This window comes from Aureimonas sp. N4 (assembly GCF_001463925.1).
Taxonomy (GTDB): Bacteria; Pseudomonadota; Alphaproteobacteria; order Rhizobiales; family Rhizobiaceae; genus Aureimonas; species Aureimonas ureilytica_A.
Genome location: NZ_BBWS01000025.1, coordinates 20051 through 41286, shown reverse-complemented (window position 1 = coordinate 41286; position 21236 = coordinate 20051). Strand labels below are relative to the sequence as shown.

Annotated in this window: 15 protein-coding genes and 1 pseudogene; 10 read left to right on the top strand and 6 right to left on the bottom strand. The window is 63.8% G+C overall.

All coding sequences use genetic code 11. The features are described from left to right. The first annotated feature begins 13 nt into the window (after window positions 1-13). Genes AUL28_RS08110 through AUL28_RS08080 form a run of 7 tightly spaced genes read left to right on the top strand, consistent with a single transcriptional unit; the run spans window position 14 to window position 9368 of the window. Window positions 14-1288, top strand: coding sequence for an aromatic ring-hydroxylating oxygenase subunit alpha (locus AUL28_RS08110; protein ID WP_062231530.1), 1275 nt, complete (start codon window positions 14-16; stop codon window positions 1286-1288). 9 nt (window positions 1289-1297) lie between these two features. Beyond that, entirely contained in the window at window positions 1298-2401 is a 1104-nt protein-coding gene (locus AUL28_RS08105; RefSeq protein WP_062231528.1) for a hybrid-cluster NAD(P)-dependent oxidoreductase, read from the top strand. A 4-nt stretch (window positions 2402-2405) separates the two neighbouring features. Continuing rightward, complete coding sequence (locus AUL28_RS08100; RefSeq protein ID WP_062222092.1) at window positions 2406-3428, top strand: GlxA family transcriptional regulator; 1023 nt, start codon at window positions 2406-2408, stop codon at window positions 3426-3428. Further along, a complete protein-coding gene (locus AUL28_RS08095; RefSeq protein WP_062231526.1) occupies window positions 3425-5467 on the top strand; it encodes an NADH:flavin oxidoreductase in 2043 nt (680 codons plus the stop codon). The genes AUL28_RS08100 and AUL28_RS08095 overlap by 4 nt, the downstream gene beginning before the upstream one ends. A gap of 42 nt (window positions 5468-5509) precedes the next feature. Continuing rightward, window positions 5510-7432 carry a (Fe-S)-binding protein gene (locus tag AUL28_RS08090; RefSeq protein WP_062231524.1) on the top strand — a complete coding sequence of 641 codons (1923 nt, stop codon included), beginning with the start codon at window positions 5510-5512 and terminating at the stop codon, window positions 7430-7432. After that, complete coding sequence (locus tag AUL28_RS08085; protein ID WP_306302754.1) at window positions 7432-8595, top strand: electron transfer flavoprotein subunit alpha/FixB family protein; 1164 nt, start codon at window positions 7432-7434, stop codon at window positions 8593-8595. The genes AUL28_RS08090 and AUL28_RS08085 overlap by 1 nt, the downstream gene beginning before the upstream one ends. After that, a complete protein-coding gene (locus AUL28_RS08080; protein ID WP_062231521.1) occupies window positions 8592-9368 on the top strand; it encodes a hypothetical protein in 777 nt (258 codons plus the stop codon). The genes AUL28_RS08085 and AUL28_RS08080 overlap by 4 nt, the downstream gene beginning before the upstream one ends. On the opposite strand, the gene betA is transcribed toward AUL28_RS08080, so the two are convergent. Both betA and betB read right to left on the bottom strand, forming a co-directional pair. Further along, window positions 9361-11031, bottom strand: coding sequence for a choline dehydrogenase (gene betA, locus AUL28_RS08075; protein WP_062231519.1), 1671 nt, complete (start codon window positions 11029-11031; stop codon window positions 9361-9363). The genes AUL28_RS08080 and betA overlap by 8 nt on opposite strands. Window positions 11032-11045: 14 nt before the next feature. Next, window positions 11046-13148 (bottom strand): betaine-aldehyde dehydrogenase, encoded by a 2103-nt coding sequence (gene betB, locus AUL28_RS08070; protein WP_244493452.1) that lies wholly within the window; start codon window positions 13146-13148, stop codon window positions 11046-11048. Window positions 13149-13496: 348 nt separating this feature from the next. Here betB and AUL28_RS08065 point away from each other — a divergent pair, with 348 nt between their 5' ends. From AUL28_RS08065 to choV, 3 genes are all read left to right on the top strand, one after another. Further along, window positions 13497-14444, top strand: a complete 948-nt coding sequence (locus AUL28_RS08065; protein ID WP_374701411.1) for a choline ABC transporter substrate-binding protein — start codon at window positions 13497-13499, stop codon at window positions 14442-14444. A 188-nt stretch (window positions 14445-14632) separates the two neighbouring features. After that, the gene (choW, locus tag AUL28_RS08060; protein WP_062222104.1) at window positions 14633-15487 is read left to right on the top strand and encodes a choline ABC transporter permease subunit; all 855 of its coding nucleotides are present in this window, start codon (window positions 14633-14635) and stop codon (window positions 15485-15487) included. A 3-nt stretch (window positions 15488-15490) separates the two neighbouring features. Continuing rightward, on the top strand, window positions 15491-16693 hold the full coding sequence (gene choV / locus AUL28_RS08055) for a choline ABC transporter ATP-binding protein (protein ID WP_058600470.1): 1203 nt from the start codon (window positions 15491-15493) through the stop codon (window positions 16691-16693). 44 nt (window positions 16694-16737) lie between these two features. On the opposite strand, the pseudogene AUL28_RS08050 reads toward choV, so the two are convergent. The 4 genes and pseudogenes from AUL28_RS08050 to chvE all read right to left on the bottom strand — a co-directional run. After that, window positions 16738-16989, bottom strand: a pseudogene (locus AUL28_RS08050) (DUF2218 domain-containing protein); the annotation flags it as partial. Between the two features lie 178 nt (window positions 16990-17167). Beyond that, complete coding sequence (gene mmsB / locus AUL28_RS08045) at window positions 17168-18373, bottom strand: multiple monosaccharide ABC transporter permease (protein WP_058600468.1); 1206 nt, start codon at window positions 18371-18373, stop codon at window positions 17168-17170. After that, window positions 18363-19904 carry a multiple monosaccharide ABC transporter ATP-binding protein gene (gene mmsA, locus AUL28_RS08040; protein ID WP_062231511.1) on the bottom strand — a complete coding sequence of 514 codons (1542 nt, stop codon included), beginning with the start codon at window positions 19902-19904 and terminating at the stop codon, window positions 18363-18365. Before mmsA ends, mmsB begins: the two co-directional genes overlap by 11 nt. A gap of 107 nt (window positions 19905-20011) precedes the next feature. Next, entirely contained in the window at window positions 20012-21073 is a 1062-nt protein-coding gene (gene chvE, locus AUL28_RS08035; RefSeq protein ID WP_058600466.1) for a multiple monosaccharide ABC transporter substrate-binding protein, read from the bottom strand. Window positions 21074-21236 lie beyond the last annotated feature (163 nt).

Sequence of the window (21236 nt, the reverse complement as noted above, 5' to 3'; positions counted from 1 at the left end):
CGGGGAACCGTCAATGCTCGACCGCACCACCACGCCGCTCCTGCCGCTGATCCGCCGACGCCGGCCGAACTATTCGCTGGAAGCGCCTTTCTATACCAGCCCCGAGATTTTCGCGGCCGATCTGGAAGCGATTTTCGAGCAGACCTGGATCTTCGTCGGGGTCGAGCCCGATGTGCCGGAGCCGGGCGATGCGATGACGGTCGATATCGGGGCGAACGCGATCCTGATCGTGCGCGACGACGACAATGAAATCCGAGCCTTCCACAATGTCTGCCGCCATCGCGGCGCGCGCCTCGTGCATGACGAGAAGACGACGGTCGGCAATCTCGTCTGCCGCTACCATTCCTGGACCTATGATCTGTCCGGCGCGCTAATCCACGCCGAGCATATGGGCGAGGGTTTCGACCGCAAATGCCACGGGCTGAAGCCGGTTCATGTCCGCTCGCTCGAAGGCCTGATCTTCATCTGCCTCGCGGAGGAGCCACCGGCCGATTTCGACGAGATGGCGGCGGCGATGGGCCCCTATATCGCGCCGCATAACATTCGCGAGGCCAAGATTGCCTATCAGCACGATCTGATCGAGCCGGGCAATTGGAAGCTGACGATGGAGAACAACCGCGAGTGCTACCATTGCGGGGCCAACCATCCCGAACTGACCGTCCCGCTGTTTGCCTATGGCTTCGGCTTCGCGCCGGAAGAGCTCGATGAAGCCGAACGCGAGCAGGCCGCGCGCTACGGCTGCCTCGTGACCGACAGCCATCGGGAATGGGAAAACGAAGGCATTCCCAGCCGGATGCTGGAGCATCTGGATGACATGGTGACGGGCTATCGCACAGAGCGCCTGCCGCTCGACGGCGACGGCGAGTCCCACACGATGGACACCAAGGCCGCTTGCCGCATTCCGATGGGACGCTTCCCCAGCGCGAAGATGGGTGGGCTGCATTTCTGGACGCAGCCCAATTCCTGGCATCACTTCATGGGCGATCATGCCGTCACCTTCTCGGTGATCCCACTGGATGCCGAGCGCTCGCTCCTGCGCACCAAATGGCTGGTCCATAAGGACGCGGTGGAAGGCGTCGATTACGACCTCGAGAATCTCATCAGCGTCTGGATGTCGACCAACGCGCAGGACTCCGAGTTGGTCGGCTTCTGCCAGTCCGGCGCGCGCACGGCGGCCTACGAGCCCGGCCCCTACTCGCCCCACACCGAGATGCTCGTCGAGAAATTCTGCAACTGGTATATCGGCCGGATGCGCGCGCATTTCGACACGACCTCTCTGTCCCTCTGAGAGGCCGCCATGGATCAGGCCACCGCTCCCGCGCCCACCGGCTTTCATCTCTGGGACCCCGAAGAGGACGACATCCTCGTTTGCCGCGCGGTGCGCGAGGAAACGCACGATGTGAAGACCTTCGTCTTCGCCCCGCGCACCCGCCGCCGCTTCGTCTTCGACCCCGGCCAGTTTCTCACCTTCGAGTTCGAGATCGACGGCGAGACCATCTACCGCTGCTACACGATCTCCGCCTCCCCGACCCGCCCTGACACCTGCTCCATCACGGTGAAGCGCGTGCCGAACGGTCCGGTCTCGAACTGGCTGCATGATCATTTCAAGCCCGGCATGACGCTGAAGGCGACCGGGCCGATGGGTGAGTTTTCCTGGGCTCGCCATGTGTCGGCCTCCGGCAAATATCTCCTGATCTCGGGCGGCAGCGGTGTCACGCCGATGATGTCCATGACCCGTGCGGCCTATGATCTGGCCGAAATCCGCGACACGGTTTTTCTCCACGCCGCCCGCACGCCGGCCGACATCGTGTTCGAGGACGAGCTGGCCATGATGAGCCGGCGCAATCGCTCGATCCGCGTCGCGCATGTCTGCGAGAGCGACGCGCCGGGACGAAGCTGGCCGGGCCTGCGCGGGCGTCTGTCCGCCGGAATGCTGGAAGCCGTCGCGCCGGATTTCCGCGAGCGGGAAGTCTTCGTCTGCGGCCCCTCGCCCTTCATGAAGGCCGTTCGCGCCATGCTGCAAGGCGCGAGCTTCGACATGGCGCGCTATCACGAGGAAAGCTTCAATTTCGAAGAGCTTTCGCCGGGCGAGAAAGCCGAGGTCGAAACGGCCGCCGAAGAGATGGCTCCGGCGACGCGCACCTTTCGGATCGAATTTGCCAAGACCAAGCGTGTGGTGGAATGCCCGGAGGACATGCCGATCCTCGAAGCCGCCAAGCGCGCGGGCCTGCGCCTTCCCTCCTCCTGCACCAAGGGGCTCTGCGGCACCTGCAAGTCCAAGAAAGTGTCGGGCGAGGTCGAGATGACCCATCAGGGCGGCATTCGCCAGCGCGAGATCGACGCAGGGCAGATTCTCATCTGTTGCGCCAAGCCGCGCTCCGACGTCGTCATCGAGCGGTAGGATCATGAGCGCCGGGGCTCTCCCGCTGGCCGATCTCACGCGGTTCGGCTTTCTGACGCTGCCCAATTATTCGCTGATCGCCGTCTCGGCGGCGATCGAAGCGTGCCGGATGGCCAATTACGTGGCCGGAACGGAAATCTATTCCTGGCAGGTTCTGACGCTCGACGGCGCGCCGGCCAGAGCCTCGGGTGGCCTGACGCTCGCCCCGACCGTGGCGCTCGATAAGGCAGCCGCTCTCGACATTCTGTTCGTGTGCGGGGGCATCGACATCCGGCGCGCGATCGACCGGACGACGCGGGAAGCGCTACGTCGCCTCGCGCGCCGCAAGGTCAGCCTCGGATCGCTCTGCACCGGCAGCTTTGCCTTGGCCGAAGCCGGACTTCTCGATGGCTATCGCTGCGCCATTCACTGGGAAAATCTCGGCGCCATCCGAGAGGAATTTCAGGGCGTGGACTTCGTGGACGATCTCTTCGTCATCGACCGGGACCGTTTCACCTGCACGGGCGGGTCGGCGCCGATCGACATGATGGGCGCGTTCATCGAAGCGCGTCTGGGGCGCAACGTGGCCGAACGCATGTCGGAGCAGTTCGTCATGGATCGCTTGCGCGGCGGGGCCGAGCCGCAGCATGCGCCGCTTCGCTCCAAAGGTCTGCGCCATCCCGCGCTGGAACAGGCTGGGGCCTTGATGGCCAAGACGATCGGTGCGCCGCTCACCGTCGCGGCGGTCTCCGCTCGCGTCGGGCTTTCGCCTCGCCAGTTGGAACGGCTGTTTCGCCAGCATACCGGCATGGGTCCGGCCGAATTCTCCATGGCGCTCCGGCTTGACCATGCCCGCGAGCTATTGCGCCAATCCGACCTCGCCGTCACTGCCGTCGGCGTCGCGTCCGGCTTTGTCTCCTCGGCGCATTTCTCGGCCGCCTATCGCCGCCGCTTCGGCCATGCGCCGCGCGCCGAGCGGGTTGCGACCCGTGCCCCTGCCCCTATCCGCCCCGTTCCTTCCGTTCCGCTTGCGGAGAGCCTGTCATGATCGCCCATGCCGAAGCGCTGCTGAAACCCCTCACCATTCGCGGCGTGACCTTCCGCAACCGGGTCATGTCGACCAGCCACGCGCCGGGCTATGGTCAGGATGGGAAGCCGCAGGAGCGCTACCAGCTTTACCACGAGGAAAAGGCCAAGGGCGGCATCGGCCTGACCATGTTCGGCGGCTCATCCTCGGTCGCGATCGACAGCCCGGCGACGCCCTGGGCGCAGATTTCGCTGACCGACGACAGCGTCGTCCCGCATTTCCAGTCCTTCGCCGACCGAGTTCATCGCCACGGCGCCAAGCTGATGATTCAGCTGACCCATATGGGCCGGCGTACCAAGGACAATACCGACAATTGGATGCCGACCATCGCGCCTTCGGTGCGGCGCGAACCGGCCTCGCGCTCGGTCCCGAAGGAGATGGAGAAGGAGGACATCCAGCGCGTTGTGCGCGGCTTTGCCGACGCTGCCCGCCGCGCGCGAGAAGGCCAGCTCGACGGTTGCGAGATTTCGGCCGCCCATGGCCACCTTGTGGACCAGTTCTGGTCTCCCTCCATCAACCAACGCACCGATGAATATGGCGGCTCGCTCCAGAACCGGATGCGCTTCGGCATCGAGGTGCTGGAGGCCATGCGCGAGGCGGCGGGCGAGGATTTCCTGATCGGAATTCGCATGTCGGGCGACGAAATGGTGGCGGACGGACTGACGCACGAAGACCTTCTGACCATCGCGACGGAATATTCCCGCCGGGGTCTCGTGGACTTCCTCAACATCATCGGCGGGCAGGCGCGCGATCATATCGCCCATGCGATCTCGCTGCCCAACATGAGCTTCCCGGTCGCGCCCTTCCTGTTTCTGCCGAGCGCCATCAAGCGCGAGGTGGACGTGCCCGTCTTCCATGCGCAGCGCGTCACCGATCTGGCGACCGCCGCGCGCGCGGTGCATGAGGGACATGTCGACATGGTCGCCATGACGCGCGCCCATATCGCCGACCCGCATCTCGTCAAAAAACTTCAGGAAGGGCGTGCGGACGATATCCGCCAATGCGTCGGTGCAGGCTATTGCATCGACCGCATCTATGTCGGCGGCGATGCGCTCTGCATCCAGAACGCGGCGACCGGCCGCGAAGCGAAAATGCCGCATGTCATCGCGAGGACGGACGGCCCGCGCAAGACGATCGTCGTGATCGGCGGCGGTCCGGCGGGGCTGGAGGCCGCGCGCGTGTCGGCCGAGCGGGGGCACCGCGTCATCCTGTTCGAGAAGCAGCCGAGCCTCGGCGGCCAGATCCAGATCGCAGCCAAGGGCACATGGCGCGAGGCGCTTTCGGGCATCCCGCGCTGGCTGCAGGGCCAGGTCACCAAGCTCGGCGTCGATATCCGGCTCGGCGCGGAGGCAAGCGAGGCGGCGGTTCTGGCCGAAAACCCGGATGTCGTGATCGTCGCGACGGGAGGTCTGCCGAACCTCGGCCATGCCAAGGGGGCGCATGAATTTGCGATTTCGACATGGGATGTCCTATCCGGCAAGATCGAACCGACCGGCTCCATTCTGCTCTATGACGAGCAGGGGCAGCACAATGCCTCGTCCACAGCCGAGTTCATGGCCAAGCGCGGCTGCCTCGTCGAGATCGCGACGCATGACCGGATGATCGGCGAGGAAATCGGCACCACCAACCAGCCGATCCACATTCGTGAGCTTTACAAGCTCGGCGTGATGATGACGCCGAATGTCGAGCTGATCGAAATCTATCCAGAGGGCAATCGTCTGGTCGCCGCGCTCCGCAACACGCATACGGACGCCGAGGAAGAACGCGTCGTAGACCGGGTCGTCGTGGATTACGGCACGCTGCCGGTGGATGGCCTCTATTTCGACCTCAAGGCCAAATCGGTGAACCATGGGCAGATCGATCAGGAAGCCCTGGTGGAAGGTCGCCCGCAACCCAAGAACGGGGACGGCTTCCAGCTCTTCCGTCTTGGAGATGCGGTCGCGGGCCGCAACATCCACGCCGCGATCTACGACGCGCTTCGTCTCTGCAAGGACCTCTAACCATGCCCGGTCTCGCACCGGCTTCGAGACAGGGAGCGTAGGATGAGCTGGGTTCTGCCGCTTCTGGTTCTTGCGATGATCGCCCTTGCGGCCGTCCGCATGGCCCCGCGCATCGCCATCTGGCGCACGGGCGCGCCCGCTCCGGTCGATTGGGCCAAAGGGCTCGCCGCCGTGCCACGGCGCTATCTCGTTGACGTTCATCATGTCGTGGCACGCGACCCCTATGCGGCACGGATGCACGCGGCGGTGGCCGGCGGCCTGATCGGCGCATCCGTCCTTGCGCTGCTTGGTCTCCTTCCACCGCTCGGCGCATCCCGCCTCTTCTGGGGCGTCGTGACACTCCTGTTTCTGTCAATGCTCGCGGGCACGCTCGCCGTCGGTGCCCGGCGTTATCCTGTAAAGCCCAAGCGGCTGTCAGGTGGGGCGTTCCAGATTTTGCCGTTTCTGCTTTTGGCCTATGCGCTCGGCGGGGCGATCCTGTCTCTCAGCCTCGCGTTGAACGGGCCCGCTGCCGTTTCGATTTTGGGTTCGGCGCTGGCGCTTGGCGGCGGCCTGGGCCTTGCCTGGCAGACGGGAAAAGGGCCCATGCGCCATGCGCTGACCGGCGCGCTGCATCTCGCCGCCCACCCTCGGCCGGGTCGCTTCGAAGGCCAACGCGAGACGGCGCTTCGTCCGCTGAACCTGGACGCTTCGAAGCTCGGTACGGAAGAGCCCGCTGATTTCGCCTGGAACCGCCTGCTGGCCTTCGACGCCTGCATCCAATGCGGCCGGTGCGAGGCGGCCTGCCCGGCCTTCGCCGCCGGCCAACCGCTGACCCCCAAGCGCCTGATCCAGGATTTGGCCGCAGCCAGCACGCCGGGCGGCAATCCCGCCTATGCCGGCAGCGACTATCCGCAGGCCCGCCCGGTGGCGGGCGTCAGCGGCCTGCATCGATCCATCATCGGCGAAGGCGCGATGATCCATCCCGATACGCTCTGGAGCTGCACGACCTGCCGCGCCTGCGTGGAGGAATGCCCGATGATGATCGAGCACGTGGACGCCATCGTCGATCTGCGCCGCTTCGAGACGCTGGAGCGCGGCGCGGTTCCAGCCAAGGCCGAAGCGGTTTTGACCGAACTGCGCGGCGCGGATGAGCCGGGCGGCGCGCCCTTGAGCGAGCGCGGCGATTTCGCCGCCGGTCTGCCCGTTCCGCTGATGCGGGACAAGGGCGAAGCGGACGTGCTTCTCTGGCTCGGGACCAATGCCTTCGATCTACGCACGGGCCGCACACTTCGGGCTCTGGTTGAACTTCTGCGTGCGGCCGAGGTCGATTTCGCCATTCTTGGAGCGGAAGAGCGCGACTGCGGCGATCTCGCGCGCCGGCTGGGCGACGAAGCCAGCTTTCAACGGTTGGCGCGATCGAACGTCCAGACCCTGTCGCAATACCGGTTCAACAGAATTTTGACCGCCGACCCGCATTCGCTGCATGTCCTGCGCAACGAATATCCCGCGTTAGGCGGCCGCTACGACGTGGTTCACCACACGGGTTTTCTGGACGAACTGGCCGAGACCGGACGCTTGCCCTTGCGCGCGCTCGGCCCCGAACCCGTCACCTACCACGACCCCTGCTATCTCGGCCGCTACAATGGCGAGGTGGACGCGCCGCGCCGGCTTCTCGACAGGCTGGGTCTGGAGCGCCGCGAGATGGCGCGCTCTGGCAAGCGCTCCATGTGCTGCGGCGGCGGTGGCGGCGCGCCGGTGACGGACATTGCCGGCGAGCGCCGCATCCCCGATCTCCGCATGGCCCAGGCGCAGGAAACCGGTGCAGAACTCGTGGCCGTGGCCTGCCCGCAATGCACCGCCATGCTGGAAGGCGTGGTCGGCGCGCGGCCGGATGTCTTCGACATTGCCGAACTCGTTCTGCGGGCGCTCGATACGGACGCGGGGACGCCGAATGCGGCGGCCCGTGCCAAGGAGTTCGCCTGATGCGTCTTCGCCGCGACCCGCGCCTCGAGCGCTCCGCTCACCTCCTGCCGTCCTCCGGCGCACGGCCTCGCTACGATCTCACGCAACGCAGCGGCCGGCCCCGACGCGATCCGAGACAAGAGGCGGCGTCCCAGACCGTGCGCCTTGCTCCGCGCCTGCGTATCGACCGCACTCAGCATGTCTCCCTCTTGGCGAGCGCTGCTCAAGCCGCGCCCATCCCTGAAAGCAAGCCTGCTGTGGTTCGGGTCGAGGATGCGGCCCTGCGCGTGCTCGTCATCGCAGATCCCGGAAAAGGTCCGCTGACGCCGATGGATCGCCAATTGCTGGCGGCGGCACGCATCGCGGCGGGAGCCGCTGGCGGCGTCGTACTCGCCATAGACCGCGAGGTGGAGGATGGGGGTTCGGCCGGGGCCGACCGCGTTGTCCTCCTCCCGGACTCGGCGCATCCGGCCGATCGTTTCGAGACCGCGCTGGCGCTGCGAACCGCTATCCCGCTAGCACATATGATGCTGCCAGAGACGCCGGCCGGCGGCGATCTGGGCCGGCGTCTGGCCGCGCGTTTTGGATGGGCGCTGTTCTCCGGCGTCGAGCAGATCGGCGCGCGGGGTCTCGTGCGCGCGGTGCGCGGGCGCAAGGTCGATCAGGAACAGGCGGAATGCCCCGAAATTCTCACGCTCGCGCCCGACATGGTGCCGCTGCGCTCGGACGCGCCGCGCGAGGGGCGCATTGTTTCACTCGATCTTCCTCAAGCGAAGCGCGCCGTCGAACGCGTTCGGCCGGCGCGCGGCTCGCTGCCTCTGGCAGATTCCGATTTCGTGGTTTCCGCCGGCAATGGCATTCGGGACTTCGAACTGTTTCGCAATGTAGCGGCAGCGCTGGGCGGCACGCCGGGCGCTAGCCGCGTCGTTTGCGATAGCGGCGACATGCCCCGCGCGGCGCAGGTCGGCGCTTCGGGAACGGTGCTGGCGGCCGATTGCTACCTCGCGCTGGGGATCGCCGGCGCGCCCCAACACCTTCAAGGCATTGCCGGGTGCCGGCATGTGATCGCGGTCAACACCGACCTTCACGCCGCCATGGTGGAGCGGGCGGAACTTGCCATCGTCGCCGATGCGCAGCCCGTGATGGAGGCGCTGTTGCGCCTGGCTCAGGAGAAGCAGCCATGAAAATCGCGATCCTCCTTTCGGCCAGCCTTCATCCCGTGTCTCAGCGGCCGGCATTGTCCCGCATCGAGGCTCAGGCCGTGGCCATGGCGCTCGATCTCGGCGGCGATATCGTGGGTTTCCATGCCGGGCCGGATTGCGTCGCGGCGGCGAGCGCCTTGGGGCACGGCTTGCCCCGTCTCATTCATCTGCGAACCCAGCCGACCGCCGACCCCGTACCGCCCCTCGTGGCCGACCTCCAGCGCTTTCAGCCCGATCTCGTCCTGACGGGTCCACGATCCGTCGGCGCGGATGAAACAGGTCTCGTGCCCTATCGCTTTGCGGACGCCTTGGGGTGGCCGATCCTTGCCGATGCCGTGTCGGTGGAGCGGATTTCGGATGGGTTCAAGGTCGCCTCCGCCCTGCCGAAGGGTGAGCGATTGATCTGTGAGGAAACAGGTCCGCTCGTCCTCACGCTTCATCCAGCCGCCCCGCCACCGCGCGCCTACGCCTATGCGCAGGAACGCCGAGGCCTGATCGAAACTCTGAGCATCGAAGCTGAGCTGGATACGTCGCCCGGACCATTGGAACGCCCCATGCGTCAGCGGGCAAAGGTAAAGGCATCGGCCACGGGCGGCAGCGCCGCCGATCGCTTGAAGGCGGCGACCGAAATGGCGGCCAGCACCGGGGGCGAATTGCTGGTCGATCCCGAGCCGGAGATGGCGGCCCGCGCCATTCTCCGGCATTTGCGCGCTATTGGCGCCCTTCCCGCCGTCGGAGACAGCCGCGCTACATGACGCCTTGCGCGGGCGCGGGCAGGAAGGCCACGCGCTCATAGGGCACATCCGCACGGGGCAGAGGCGCGCGATCGCGGATGATGTCGGCCGCCTTTTCCCCGATCATGATGGTCGGCGCGTTGAGATTGCCCGTGGTGATGGATGGCATGATCGACGAATCCACCACGCGCAGTCGGTCGACACCGATGACGCGCGTCTGCGGATCGACCACACTCATCGTCGCGTCCGGCGCTCCCATCGCGCAGGTGCAGGAGGGGTGATAGGCGCTTTCGACATGCTGGGTGATGAAGGCGTCGATCTCCGCATCGCTCTGCACGCCCTCGCCTGGCTGAATCTCGCGACCGCGATAGCGATCGAAGGCTGGCTGCGCGAAAATCTGACGAGTCAGTCGCACGCAGGCGCGCATTTCCGCCCAGTCGTCGGGATGGCTCATATAGTTGAAGAGGATGCGCGGCGCCTCGGCCGGATCGCGTGAGGCCAGTCGGACATGGCCGCGAGACTTGGAGCGCATCGGCCCGACATGGGCCTGGAAGCCGTGCTCGGATGCCAGCCCCCTCCCGTCATAGGTCACGGCCAGCGGCAGGAAGTGGTACTGGATATCGGCGTGCTCGACATTGGGCGAGGATCGGATGAAGCCGCAGCTCTCGAAATGATTGGTGGCGCCGAGCCCTTTCTTGGTGAACAGCCAGCGCGCCCCGATCGTCCCCTTGGCGAAGGGCGACATGGCCGAGAACAGGGTGATCGGTTCGCGGCAAGCCACCTGGAAGTAGAATTCCAGATGGTCCTGAAGATTCTCGCCGACGCCCGGCCGATCGGCCACGACATCGATCCCGAGATCGCGCAGTTCGCCGGCTGGTCCAACGCCGGAGAGTTTCAGGAGCTTGGGCGAATTGATCGAGCCAGCCGAGAGAATCACCTCGCGTCGCGCCATCGCACGCCGTTCCGAGGCTCCCACGCGGTACGCAACGCCCGAAGCGACGCGCCCATCGAAAAGGACGCGCTCGACCAGCGCATGGGTTTCGACCTTCAGGTTCGGCCGGCCCAGCGCGGGCTTCAGATAGGCGTTGGCGGTGGACCAGCGCCGGCCCTCGTGGACGGTCATGTCCATCCGGCCGAAACCTTCCTGCGTTGCGCCGTTGATGTCCTGATTCAGTGCATGGCCGGCCTCTCCGGCGGCGGCGACAAAGGCCTGATAGAGCGGATTTTCCAGCGTGCCATAGGTCGTGTGAAGCGCGCCCTCATCGCCGCGATAGGGATCGCCCCCAGCGCGCCGGTGCTCGGCCTTGCGGAAATAGGGCAGAACGTTAGGGTAGCTCCAGCCCGACGCACCTTCGCGTTCCCACCGATCGAAATCGGCCGGCGCACCGCGCACATAGACCATGCCATTGATCGAGGAGGAGCCGCCCAGCACCTTGCCACGCGGGCAATTTATACGCCGTCCGCCGAGATAGGGCTCGGGCTCGGACTCGTAACCCCAATTGTATTTCTTCATGTTCATGGGGATCGACAGCGCGCTCGGCATCTGGATCAGAACCGAGCGATCCGAGCCGCCGAACTCCAGCAGGAGAACGGTGCTCTTCCCGTCCTCGCTCAGCCGGTTGGCCAGAACGCAGCCCGCCGAGCCGGCGCCCACGATCACATAATCGAAGCTTTCGACAGACATGGCTTGTCCTCCGATCAATAGGGTGCGTCGACAGAACCGAGATTGACGTAGACGCTCTTCACTTCCGTATGCGCGAGAAGCGCTGCTCGCCCGTTCTCGCGCCCGAGACCCGACTGCTTGACACCGCCGAAGGGCAGTTCGATCGGCGTGATGTTATAGGTGTTGATCCAGGTCGTGCCGGCTTGAAGCTTCGCCACGACGCGGTGCGCGCGTCCCAGATCGCGCGTGAAGACGCCTGCCGCCAGACCGAACGGAGTGTCGTTGGCGCGGGAGATGACCTCATCCTCTTCTCGAAAGGACAGGACGGTCATGACCGGACCAAAGATTTCCTCGCGTACGATGCGCATATCGTCGGTGCAGGCGTCGAAAATGGTCGGCTGCACGAAACAGCCCTTGGCCAGCGCCCCCGTCGTCTCTCGGTTACCGCCGACGAGGAGCCGCGCACCCTCGCGCTGCCCCTCCTCGATATAGGACAGGACTTTGCTCATATGCGCTTGCGAGATCAGCGCGCCGACATGGGTCGCGGGGTCGCAGGGATCACCCACCACCATAGCGCGCGTGCGCTCGGCGAGCCTCGCGAGGAACGCCTCACGCACGTCCTCGTGCACGAAGACGCGGGTGCCATTGGAGCAGACCTCGCCAGCGGAATAGAAGTTGGCGAGAAGCGCGCCGCCGACCGCATCGTCCAAATCGGCGTCGGGGAATACGATGAGCGGCGACTTGCCGCCGAGTTCCAGCGTCACCTGCTTGAGGGTGGAACTCGCGTCCGCCATCACCTTCTTGCCGGTACCGACTTCGCCGGTCAGCGAAATCTTGGCGATACCGGAATGGCGGGAGAGAAGACGGCCAGTGCGCCCGTCCCCCTGCACCACGTTGAACACCCCGGCGGGAACGCCGCACTCGGTCATCACTTCCGCAAGCTTAAGCGCCGTCAGTGGCGTCAGTTCGGCCGGTTTGAAAATGAAGCTGTTTCCGGCCGCGAGCGCGGGGGCGGCCTTCCAGCAAGCGATCTGGATCGGATAATTCCACGCCCCGATTCCGGCCACGACGCCCAGCGGCTCGCGCCTCGTATAGCCGAACGCCGAGGGGCCGAGATCGACATGCTCGCCCGCCAGGCTCGCGGCGAGCCCCGCGAAATATTCGATACAGTCGGCGCCCGAAAGAACATCGACCGCCTGCGTTTCTTGAATCGGCTTGCCGGTGTCGCGCGTCTCCAGCATGGCAAGTTCGCCGTTGCGCTCGCGCAGGCGCATCGCCACGCGCTGAAGAATGCGGCCCCGCTCGGCGCCCGTCATCGCGCCCCAGGCCCGTTGCGCCTCGCGGGCGACGGCCACGGCGTGATCGACCTCGGCTTCACCGGCGATGGCGATTTCCGCCAGAACCTCGCCCGTCGCCGGATTGAGCGTCGGAAAGGTTTCGGCGTCTGCCGCTAGCGGCAGATAGTCGCCGCCGACATAGCTCGTCAGAACGCGCACGCCGTCGGCGCGCCGGGGCGCACGCACCATCTCACCCGAATCACGGGGCCGCGCCGCGCCGATCTGCTGATCGGCAAAGCTCGTCGCGATGGCGCGGGCTGAGAAACTATCCGTCTCCGCCACGTCCGATAAGGTGGAACGAAGCCAGAGCCCGTCGATCACGGCCGCTATGGCAATCGAGATCCGGTTGGCGTCATCCGCGTTGCAGAGAAATTTGAGGTCATGGCGCAGATTGGACAGCATGCGCTTTTGGTAGACACGCTGAACGCGCTTCAGCCGTGCTGAGTGCAGCACCTGCCCCCAGAAAGCGAGCCAGACCGAACATGTGCGCGCATCGAATTCTTCTGGAGCGAGATTGGCGTCGATAACGGCCTGAATGCGTTCGCGCGGCCCGTCCGCACGCGCCAGCCGCAGCCGCGCGCTGTTGGAAACACGGTTGGCCAGATGGCGCAGGGTGGATTCCAGCAGCCCTTCCTTGTCACCGAAATAGTGCGACACGAGCGAGGGCGCGACCCCGGCTCGGCCCGCGATTTCCGACAGGCTGGAGGCGGCAAATCCGACATCGGCGAGCGCGTCGATCGTCGCCTCGATGAGTTGCCGACGACGCTGATCCTCTGCGCCGAATCGCGAAACACTGTCCATGCGAGCCATCGTTCACCTCCGGGAGTAGAGAGGCGATAGCAGAAACTGATCGGTCATTCAATCAAGGCATTCGAGCTCAGCAGGACGGGAGCGACACGTTTTCCTACAAAAGTTGAAGCTCGCATCCATCATGCAACGCACAAATCAGAAGCAGAACGATCAAGCTTTCATCGAATAATGCTCTGCCTTCCATAATATTGAATGATTGTTCAATAGCCATCTTGACAGATCCACGGAACGCATTTGGAATGGCTTCAAACCCGTTGATTGTTCCACCGATCAGCGACTGACATCGTGTATTTTGCGCCCGAGAGCTTTGGCTCTCTATGATCAGGAGCATACCGAATGATGATGTCCCGCCACCTCGCCCTGACAGGCCTCGTTTTGGCACTGGCCGCTTCGGCACCCCCGGCACACGCCGCAGATCCGGCGAGTTGCCAGGCAGTTCGCTTCGCCGATGTGGGATGGACAGACATCACCTCGACGACGGCTTCGGTTTCCACTCTTCTATCGGCCTTGGGTTACAAGCCCAAGACGGACGTGCTGGCCTTGCCTGTCACCTTCGCCTCCATGAAGAACAAGGATATCGACGTTTTTCTCGGCAACTGGATGCCGACCATGGAGGCCGATCTCGCGCCCTACAAGAAGGACGGGTCTATCGAAACGGTGCGCGTCAATCTGGAAGGCGCCAAATATACGCTGGCCGTGCCGACCTATCTCTACAATAAAGGCCTGAAATCCTTCGCCGATATCGGAAAGTTCTACGACCAGCTCGGTGGCAAGATCTATGGCATCGAACCTGGCAATGACGGCAACCGGCTAATCTTGAAGATGATCGCCGACAACAAGTTCGGCCTCGGCAAGTTCGAACTGGTGGAGTCCTCCGAACAAGGCATGCTGTCCCAAGTCGCGCGTCAGACGCGCGGTGAGAAGCCCGTGGTCTTCCTGGGTTGGGAGCCCCATCCGATGAACTCGAACTTCAAGATCTCCTACCTTTCGGGCGGCGACGATGTATTCGGCCCCAACTATGGTGGCGCGACGATCTACACCCTAGTTCGCAAGGGATATACGACCGAGTGTCCGAATGTGGGCAAACTGCTTTCGAATATCGTCTTCTCGCTGCCGATGGAAAACGAAATCATGGGCGCGATCCTGAATGACGGAAAGGCGCCCGAGGCCGCCGCGAAACAATGGCTCGCAGCCCATCCCGAGACCTGGAAGCCTTGGCTCGACGGTGTGACGACATTCGACGGAAAGCCAGCAGAGGCTGCCGTGTCCGCCGCTCTTTCGAAATGATCTGAGAACCGTCGCTCGGTCTGACCTTCAGGCCGAGCGCTTCTTTTGTTTTCGTGTACCCCTCGGGGCCGCTGACGCAGCGGTCACCGCCGCACCGTCTACAGTCTCCTGCCGGCCCTCTGGCGCTCTTCGCCTCTCATACGGCGCCGGCCTTTCATTTCGAGCCGAGACTCAAGGGATCATCCTGTATGCTCGATTGGCTGACCAATCATAAGATACCCCTCGGGGTCTGGCTTCGCGACCTCGTGAATGGCCTGACAAGCCACGCACAGGGCTTTTTCGACACGATCTCGCTCGTTCTAGGCGCGCTGATCGACGGCCTGACCGCAGGCCTGTCCTTGATCCCTCCGCTCGTCTTCATCGCGCTCGTCGCCGCAGGCGCATGGCTGCTTCACCGCTCGATCGGGCTGGCGCTTTTTGCCGTTTTCTCCCTGCTTCTGATCGTCAATCTCGGCTATTGGACGGAGACGATCCAAACCCTTTCCCTCGTCTTCTGCGCGACCCTCGTTTGCGTACTGATCGGCGTTCCGCTCGGCGTCGTCGCAGCCCATCGTCCTTGGGTCTACACGGCCCTTCGGCCTTTTCTCGATCTGATGCAAACGATCCCGACCTTCGTCTATCTCATCCCCACGCTCGTGCTTTTCGGTCTCGGCGCTGTGCCGGGCTTGATCTCGACGGTCATCTTCGCCCTTCCGGCTCCCATCCGACTCACCTATCTCGGCATATCCGCCGTACCGAGCGCCCTGCATGAGGCTGGCAGCGCATTCGGCGCCACCAAGCGCCAACTCCTTTATAAGGTCGAGCTGCCACACGCTTTGCCGACCATCATGGCGGGCGTCACGCAATGCATCATGCTGAGCCTATCGATGGTCGTGATCGCAGCTCTCGTCGGTGCTGATGGACTGGGCAAGCCCGTCGTGCGCGCCCTCAACACCGTCAACATCGGCATGGGCTTCGAGGCCGGGCTCGCCATCGTCATCCTCGCCATCCTTCTCGATCGAATCTGCAAGGCGCCCGAACCGCGTCGCGCAAAAGGACGCTGACCCATGGCCGAGACCACCCTTCCCGCGATCGAATTCCGTAACCTCGACATCGTCTTCGGCGAGCGGCGCGCAGAAGCGCTCCGTCTGGTCGATCAAGGCAAGACACGAGACGAAATCCTGCAGGCGACGAACGCCGTCCTGGGGGCGGCTGGTGTCAGCTTTACTGTCGATCGAGGTGAGATCTGCGTCCTGATGGGTCTGTCCGGCTCGGGCAAATCCACGATCCTGCGCGCGGTCAACCGGCTCAACGACGTGGCGCGCGGCGAGGTTCTGGTGCGACATCGCGAGCGCGCGATCGATGTCGCCGCCTGTGACGAGACGACCTTGCGCGATATCCGCACGCACACCGTGTCCATGGTCTTCCAGCAATTCGCTCTCCTGCCCTGGCGCACCGTCCGGCAGAACGCGGGGCTCGGTCTGGAGCTGCAGGGCCTGCCCGTTGCCGAGCGCAACCGGATCGTGGACGAGAAACTCGCCATGGTGGGCCTGACAAAATGGGCCGACAAATACGCTCACGAGCTTTCGGGCGGGATGCAGCAGCGCGTCGGCCTGGCGCGAGCCTTCGCAACGAATGCGGATATTCTCCTGATGGACGAGCCCTTTTCGGCGCTCGATCCGCTCATTCGCACCAAGCTTCAGGACGAATTGCTGGAGCTGCAGAAATCCATCCGCAAGACGATCCTCTTTGTCAGCCACGATCTGGACGAGGCACTCAAACTCGGCAACCGCATCGCCATCATGCAGGACGGCCATATCGTTCAATGGGGCCGGCCGGACGACATCCTGTTGAGGCCCGCGACGCCTTATGTCGCGGAGTTCGTGCGCCATATGAATCCGCTCAACGTGCTGCGCGGCTCCGCCGTGATGCGCCCGCTTCACTCCTTGAAACGCGAGGGCGATATGCTGCTCCTGGACGATGCTGGCGGTGTGAGACTCGAAGTGGACAGTGCCGACCGGCCTGTCTGTGTTCGGATCGAAGGGCATGGCGGAACGCTCGGTCATGCCGATGGCGAAGAGGGGCGCGTCCCTCACGCCTGCGACGTCATCGTCGCGCCGGTCGATCTGAAGCTGCGTGCCGCGATCGCCCTGAAGCGCCAGACCAACCACCCTATCCTTTTGGTGGACGACCTCGGCCGCTTGGCGGGGCTTTGCGACAACGAGGAAATCTATCGCGGCCTCCTTCAACGAGCTGAGCCACGCGCCTGACGGCTTCGCGGCCTGGCGGCACCGCCTCGCGCGGGCCGCCCCCCTTATGCCGGACTGCCACGCCGCCAGTCGAAGCGCAGCTCTTCGCGAAAGGCAAAGCGAAGAATGTGTTCGGCGACGACGCCTTCCAGTTGATCCAGCACTGTGTCTTCCAGGCTGTGGATCCTGATTTCTAGGGCCTCGTCCGTCGCATCCAGCACCACCGTCCCCGACTGAAGGGCAGCCTCGCCATAAGACGGCGTGAACTCGATCTCGAACTTGTGCGCCGAGTGTTTGCACAATTGCTGGAGATAGCCGCTGGCATGAGAGCGTGGCTCTCCGGCATTTCATGACCCATCAATTCCTATTCAGAGTCATCTCGTACATTCGGCTCTGATAGCTGTCTCGCTTTCCGAGCCAATTTCGCAAGCACAAGAAAAAGGCGCCGGGATCGCTCCCGGCGCCTTTCGCATGTCCACGTCTTCGTTGAGACGATTAGGCCTTGTTGCGGTTGTAGACGTCGAAGCAGACGGCGGCGAGGAGGACGAGGCCCTTGATGACCTGCTGATCGTCGATGCCAATGCCCAGGATCGACATGCCGTTGTTCATGACGCCCATGATGAAGGCGCCGACCACCGCGCCCATGACCTTGCCGACGCCGCCATAGGCAGAAGCACCACCGATGAAGCAGGCCGCGATGACGTCGAGCTCGAAGCCGACGCCAGCTTTCGGCGTGGCGGAGTTGAGGCGTGCAGCAAAGATGAGACCAGCCAGCGCCGCCAGAACGCCCATGTTGACGAAGGTGAAGAAGGTCAGGCGCTCGGTGCGAATGCCCGAGAGCTTGGCTGCCTTCTCGTTGCCGCCAACGGCATAGATGCGGCGGCCGGCGGTCGTGCGCGTCGTCATGAAGCCATAGACCGCGATCAGTAGCGCCATGACGATCAGGACGTTCGGGAAGCCGTTATAGGATGCCATCAGATAGGTGATGAGCATGATCGCGGCGGCAATGAAGATGTTGCGGCCGGCGAACAGTCCCATCGGCTCGTCCACGTGGCCGGCTTTCGCCTGCTTGGCGCGCTTGCGCATCGACAGGATGACGATCGTCGCGGCCGCCACCGCGCCGATCAGAAGCGTCGTCATGTGGAGGCCACCCGTGCCGCCCAGGAAATCGGGGATGAAGCCCTTGGAGAGCTTCTGGAACCCCTCCGGGAACGGACCGATCGAAGCGGAGCCGAGCACTTTGAGCGTCAAACCGCGGAACACCAACATGCCCGCCAGCGTCACGATGAAGGACGGAACCTTGAAATAGGCGACGAGATAGCCTTGCGCCGCACCGATCAGCGCGCCCGCGAGAAGGCCGATGCCAGCCGCCGTCAGGCCGCTGAAGCCGTGATTGACCATCAAGACGGCGCCGAGGCCGCCGATGAATCCCGCCACCGAACCGACCGACAGGTCGATATGCCCGGTGATGATGATGAGCAGCATACCGATCGCCATGATGACGATATAGCTGTTCTGCAGGATCAGGTTCGTCAGGTTCAGCGGGCGCATGAGAACGCCGCCCGTCATGAACTGGAAGAAGGCCATGATGACGACCAGCGCCATCAGCATTCCGTATTCGCGGATATGGCCGCTCAGCACGCCCCAGGCGGCACCCTTGCCCCCGCCCCGTTCTGTCTCGTCGACGGTCTTAATGCTCATGGGTCTGTGCTCCGGAGCGAATGATGGCTCGCATGATGTTTTCCTGGGAGGCTTCGGCGGCCGTCATCTCCGCGACGATCCGGCCTTCGTTCATCACGTAGATCCGGTCGCACATGCCGAGCAGCTCGGGCATTTCCGACGAGATCATGAGAACGGCCTTCCCTTCATCGGCCAGTTTGTTAATGATCGAATAAATCTCGAACTTGGCGCCGACATCGATGCCGCGCGTCGGTTCGTCGAGGATCAGGAGATCGGGGTTCGAGAAGAGCCATTTCGACAGCACGACCTTCTGCTGGTTGCCGCCCGAAAGGTTGAGGGTCTTCTGCAGAATACCGGAGGAGCGGATCTTGAGCTGACGGCGGTAGTCTTCCGCGACCTCCTGCTCCTTGTGCGGATCGATGATGCCGCCCGAGCTGACGCCTTCTAGATTGGCCAGCGAGATGTTCTGCTTGATGTCATCGCTGAGGATCAGGCCGAGATGCTTGCGATCCTCGGTGACATAGGCAATGCCCGCGTCGATCGCCCGATTGATGGAGGACACGTCCACGGGCTTGCCGCTCATGCGGACTTCGCCCGACACGTTGCGTCCGTAGGAGCGTCCGAACACGCTCATGGCGAGTTCCGTGCGACCCGCGCCCATCAGGCCGGCGATCCCGACGATCTCGCCCCGGCGCACGTTGAGCGACACGTTCTTGAGAACCTGCCGGCTGGAATTCAGATGGTGATAGGCGTTCCAGTCCTTCACCTCGAACAGCATCTCGCCGATCTTGGGCACACGCTTGGGATAGCGATCCTCCAGCGAGCGTCCGACCATGTCTCGGATGATGCGGTCTTCCGAAATGGGTTCGGCGCGGCAGTCGATGGTGGAAACGGTCGTCCCGTCGCGAATGACGGTGATGGAATCGGCGACGCGCGCGATCTCGTTCAGCTTGTGCGAGATGATGATCGAGGACATGCCCTGCTTCTTGAACTCCAGAAGGAGATCGAGCAGTGCCTGGCTGTCGCTTTCGTTCAAGCTCGCCGTGGGCTCGTCCAGAATGAGAAGTCGCACCTTCTTGGCGAGCGCCTTGGCGATCTCGACCAGCTGCTGCTTGCCAATGCCCAGATCCTTGATCAGGGTCATGGGGGATTCTTTGAGACCGACTTGAGCCAGCAGTTCGCGCGTGCGCGCGTGCGCTGCGTCCCAGTCGATCACGCCCCATTTCGCCATCTCGTTGCCGAGAAACATGTTCTCGGCAATCGACAGAAGCGGAACGAGCGCCAACTCCTGGTGAATGATGATGATGCCGAGCTTTTCGGAATCGGCGATGTCCTTGAAGGACCGCACTTCGTTCTCGAAGTGGATATCGCCCTCATAGGTGCCGTGCGGATAGACGCCCGACAGAACCTTCATCAGGGTCGATTTGCCGGCGCCGTTCTCGCCGCAGATGGCATGGATCTCGCCGGCCTGAACCGAGAGATTGACGTTATCGAGGGCCTTCACGCCCGGAAACGTCTTGGTGATGCCGCGCATTTCTAGAATGGGAGCCATCGGCGACCTCGAATTGAACGGGCCGAACCGGCGTCTCAGGCGCGGCCCCGATGAGAGACGGCGGGGCGGAACCTTTTGAAGGATACCCGCCCCGCCCGCATGCGATCTTACTTGATCTCGTCGGCCTTGTAGTAGCCGGTGTCGATCAGAGCCTGAGTCACGTTGTCCTTGGTGACGAGGACCGGCTTCAGGAGGTAGGACGGAACGGTCTTGACGCCGTTCTCATAGGTCTTGGTGTCGTTGACCGGGACTTCCTTACCAGCGGCCATCGCGTCCACCATGTCGACCGTGACCTTGGCCAGCTCGCGCGTGTCCTTGAAGATGGTCGAGGTCTGGTTGCCGGCGATGATCGCCTTCACCGAAGGCAGCTCGGCGTCCTGGCCGGTGATGACCGGCATCTTCTTGTTGCCCGAGCCGTAACCGACGCCGCGAAGCGAGGAGATGATGCCGATCGACAGGCCGTCATAGGGCGAAAGAACCGCGTCGACATTCTTGTCGGTGTAGTAGGCGGACAGGAGGTTATCCATGCGAGCCTGCGCGACCGAGGGGTCCCAACGCAGCGTGCCGACCGTGTCCATGCCCTTCTGGCCCGACGGAATCACGAGCTTGCCCGAGTCCAGATAGGGCTGAAGCACGCTCATCGCGCCGTTGTAGAAGAAGAAGGCGTTGTTGTCGTCCGGCGAGCCGCCGAAGAGTTCGATGTTGAAGGGGCCCTTGCCGTCCTTCAAACCGAGCGAGTCAACGATCGAGCTGGCCTGGAGCACGCCGACCTGGAAGTTGTCGAAGGTCGCGTAGTAGTCGACATTGCCCGAATTGCGGATCAGGCGGTCATAGGCGATGACCTTGATGCCGCTGTCGGCCGCCTGCTGAAGGACGTCCGTCAGCGTCGTGCCGTCGATGGACGCGATCACGAGCACCTTCGCGCCCTTGGTGACCATGTTCTCGATCTGCGAGAGCTGGGTCGGGATGTCGTCTTCCGCGTACTGCAGATCGGTCTTGTAGCCGCGCTCCTGGAGCACTTTCACCATGTTGTCGCCGTCTGCGATCCAGCGGGTGGACGACTTGGTCGGCATGGCGATACCGACGACACCCTTGTCCTGCGCGAAGGCGCCCGACATCAGCGTAAGACCGAGGGCGACGCCCGCCGCCAGAATCTTCAGAGACTTCATGCTTCTCCCCTTTTGATGAACACACGCCGGTTCGACCGTCGTGCGAGTTCGCGACTGCCTCATCCCGGCCCTTCGGCTTGCGACGCTCGATGGTCGCAGCATCCCTGAGGGACTCGGTGGAGACATTCGTATTGATCTCGGCGCGGCAGCTGCGCGCCGGACA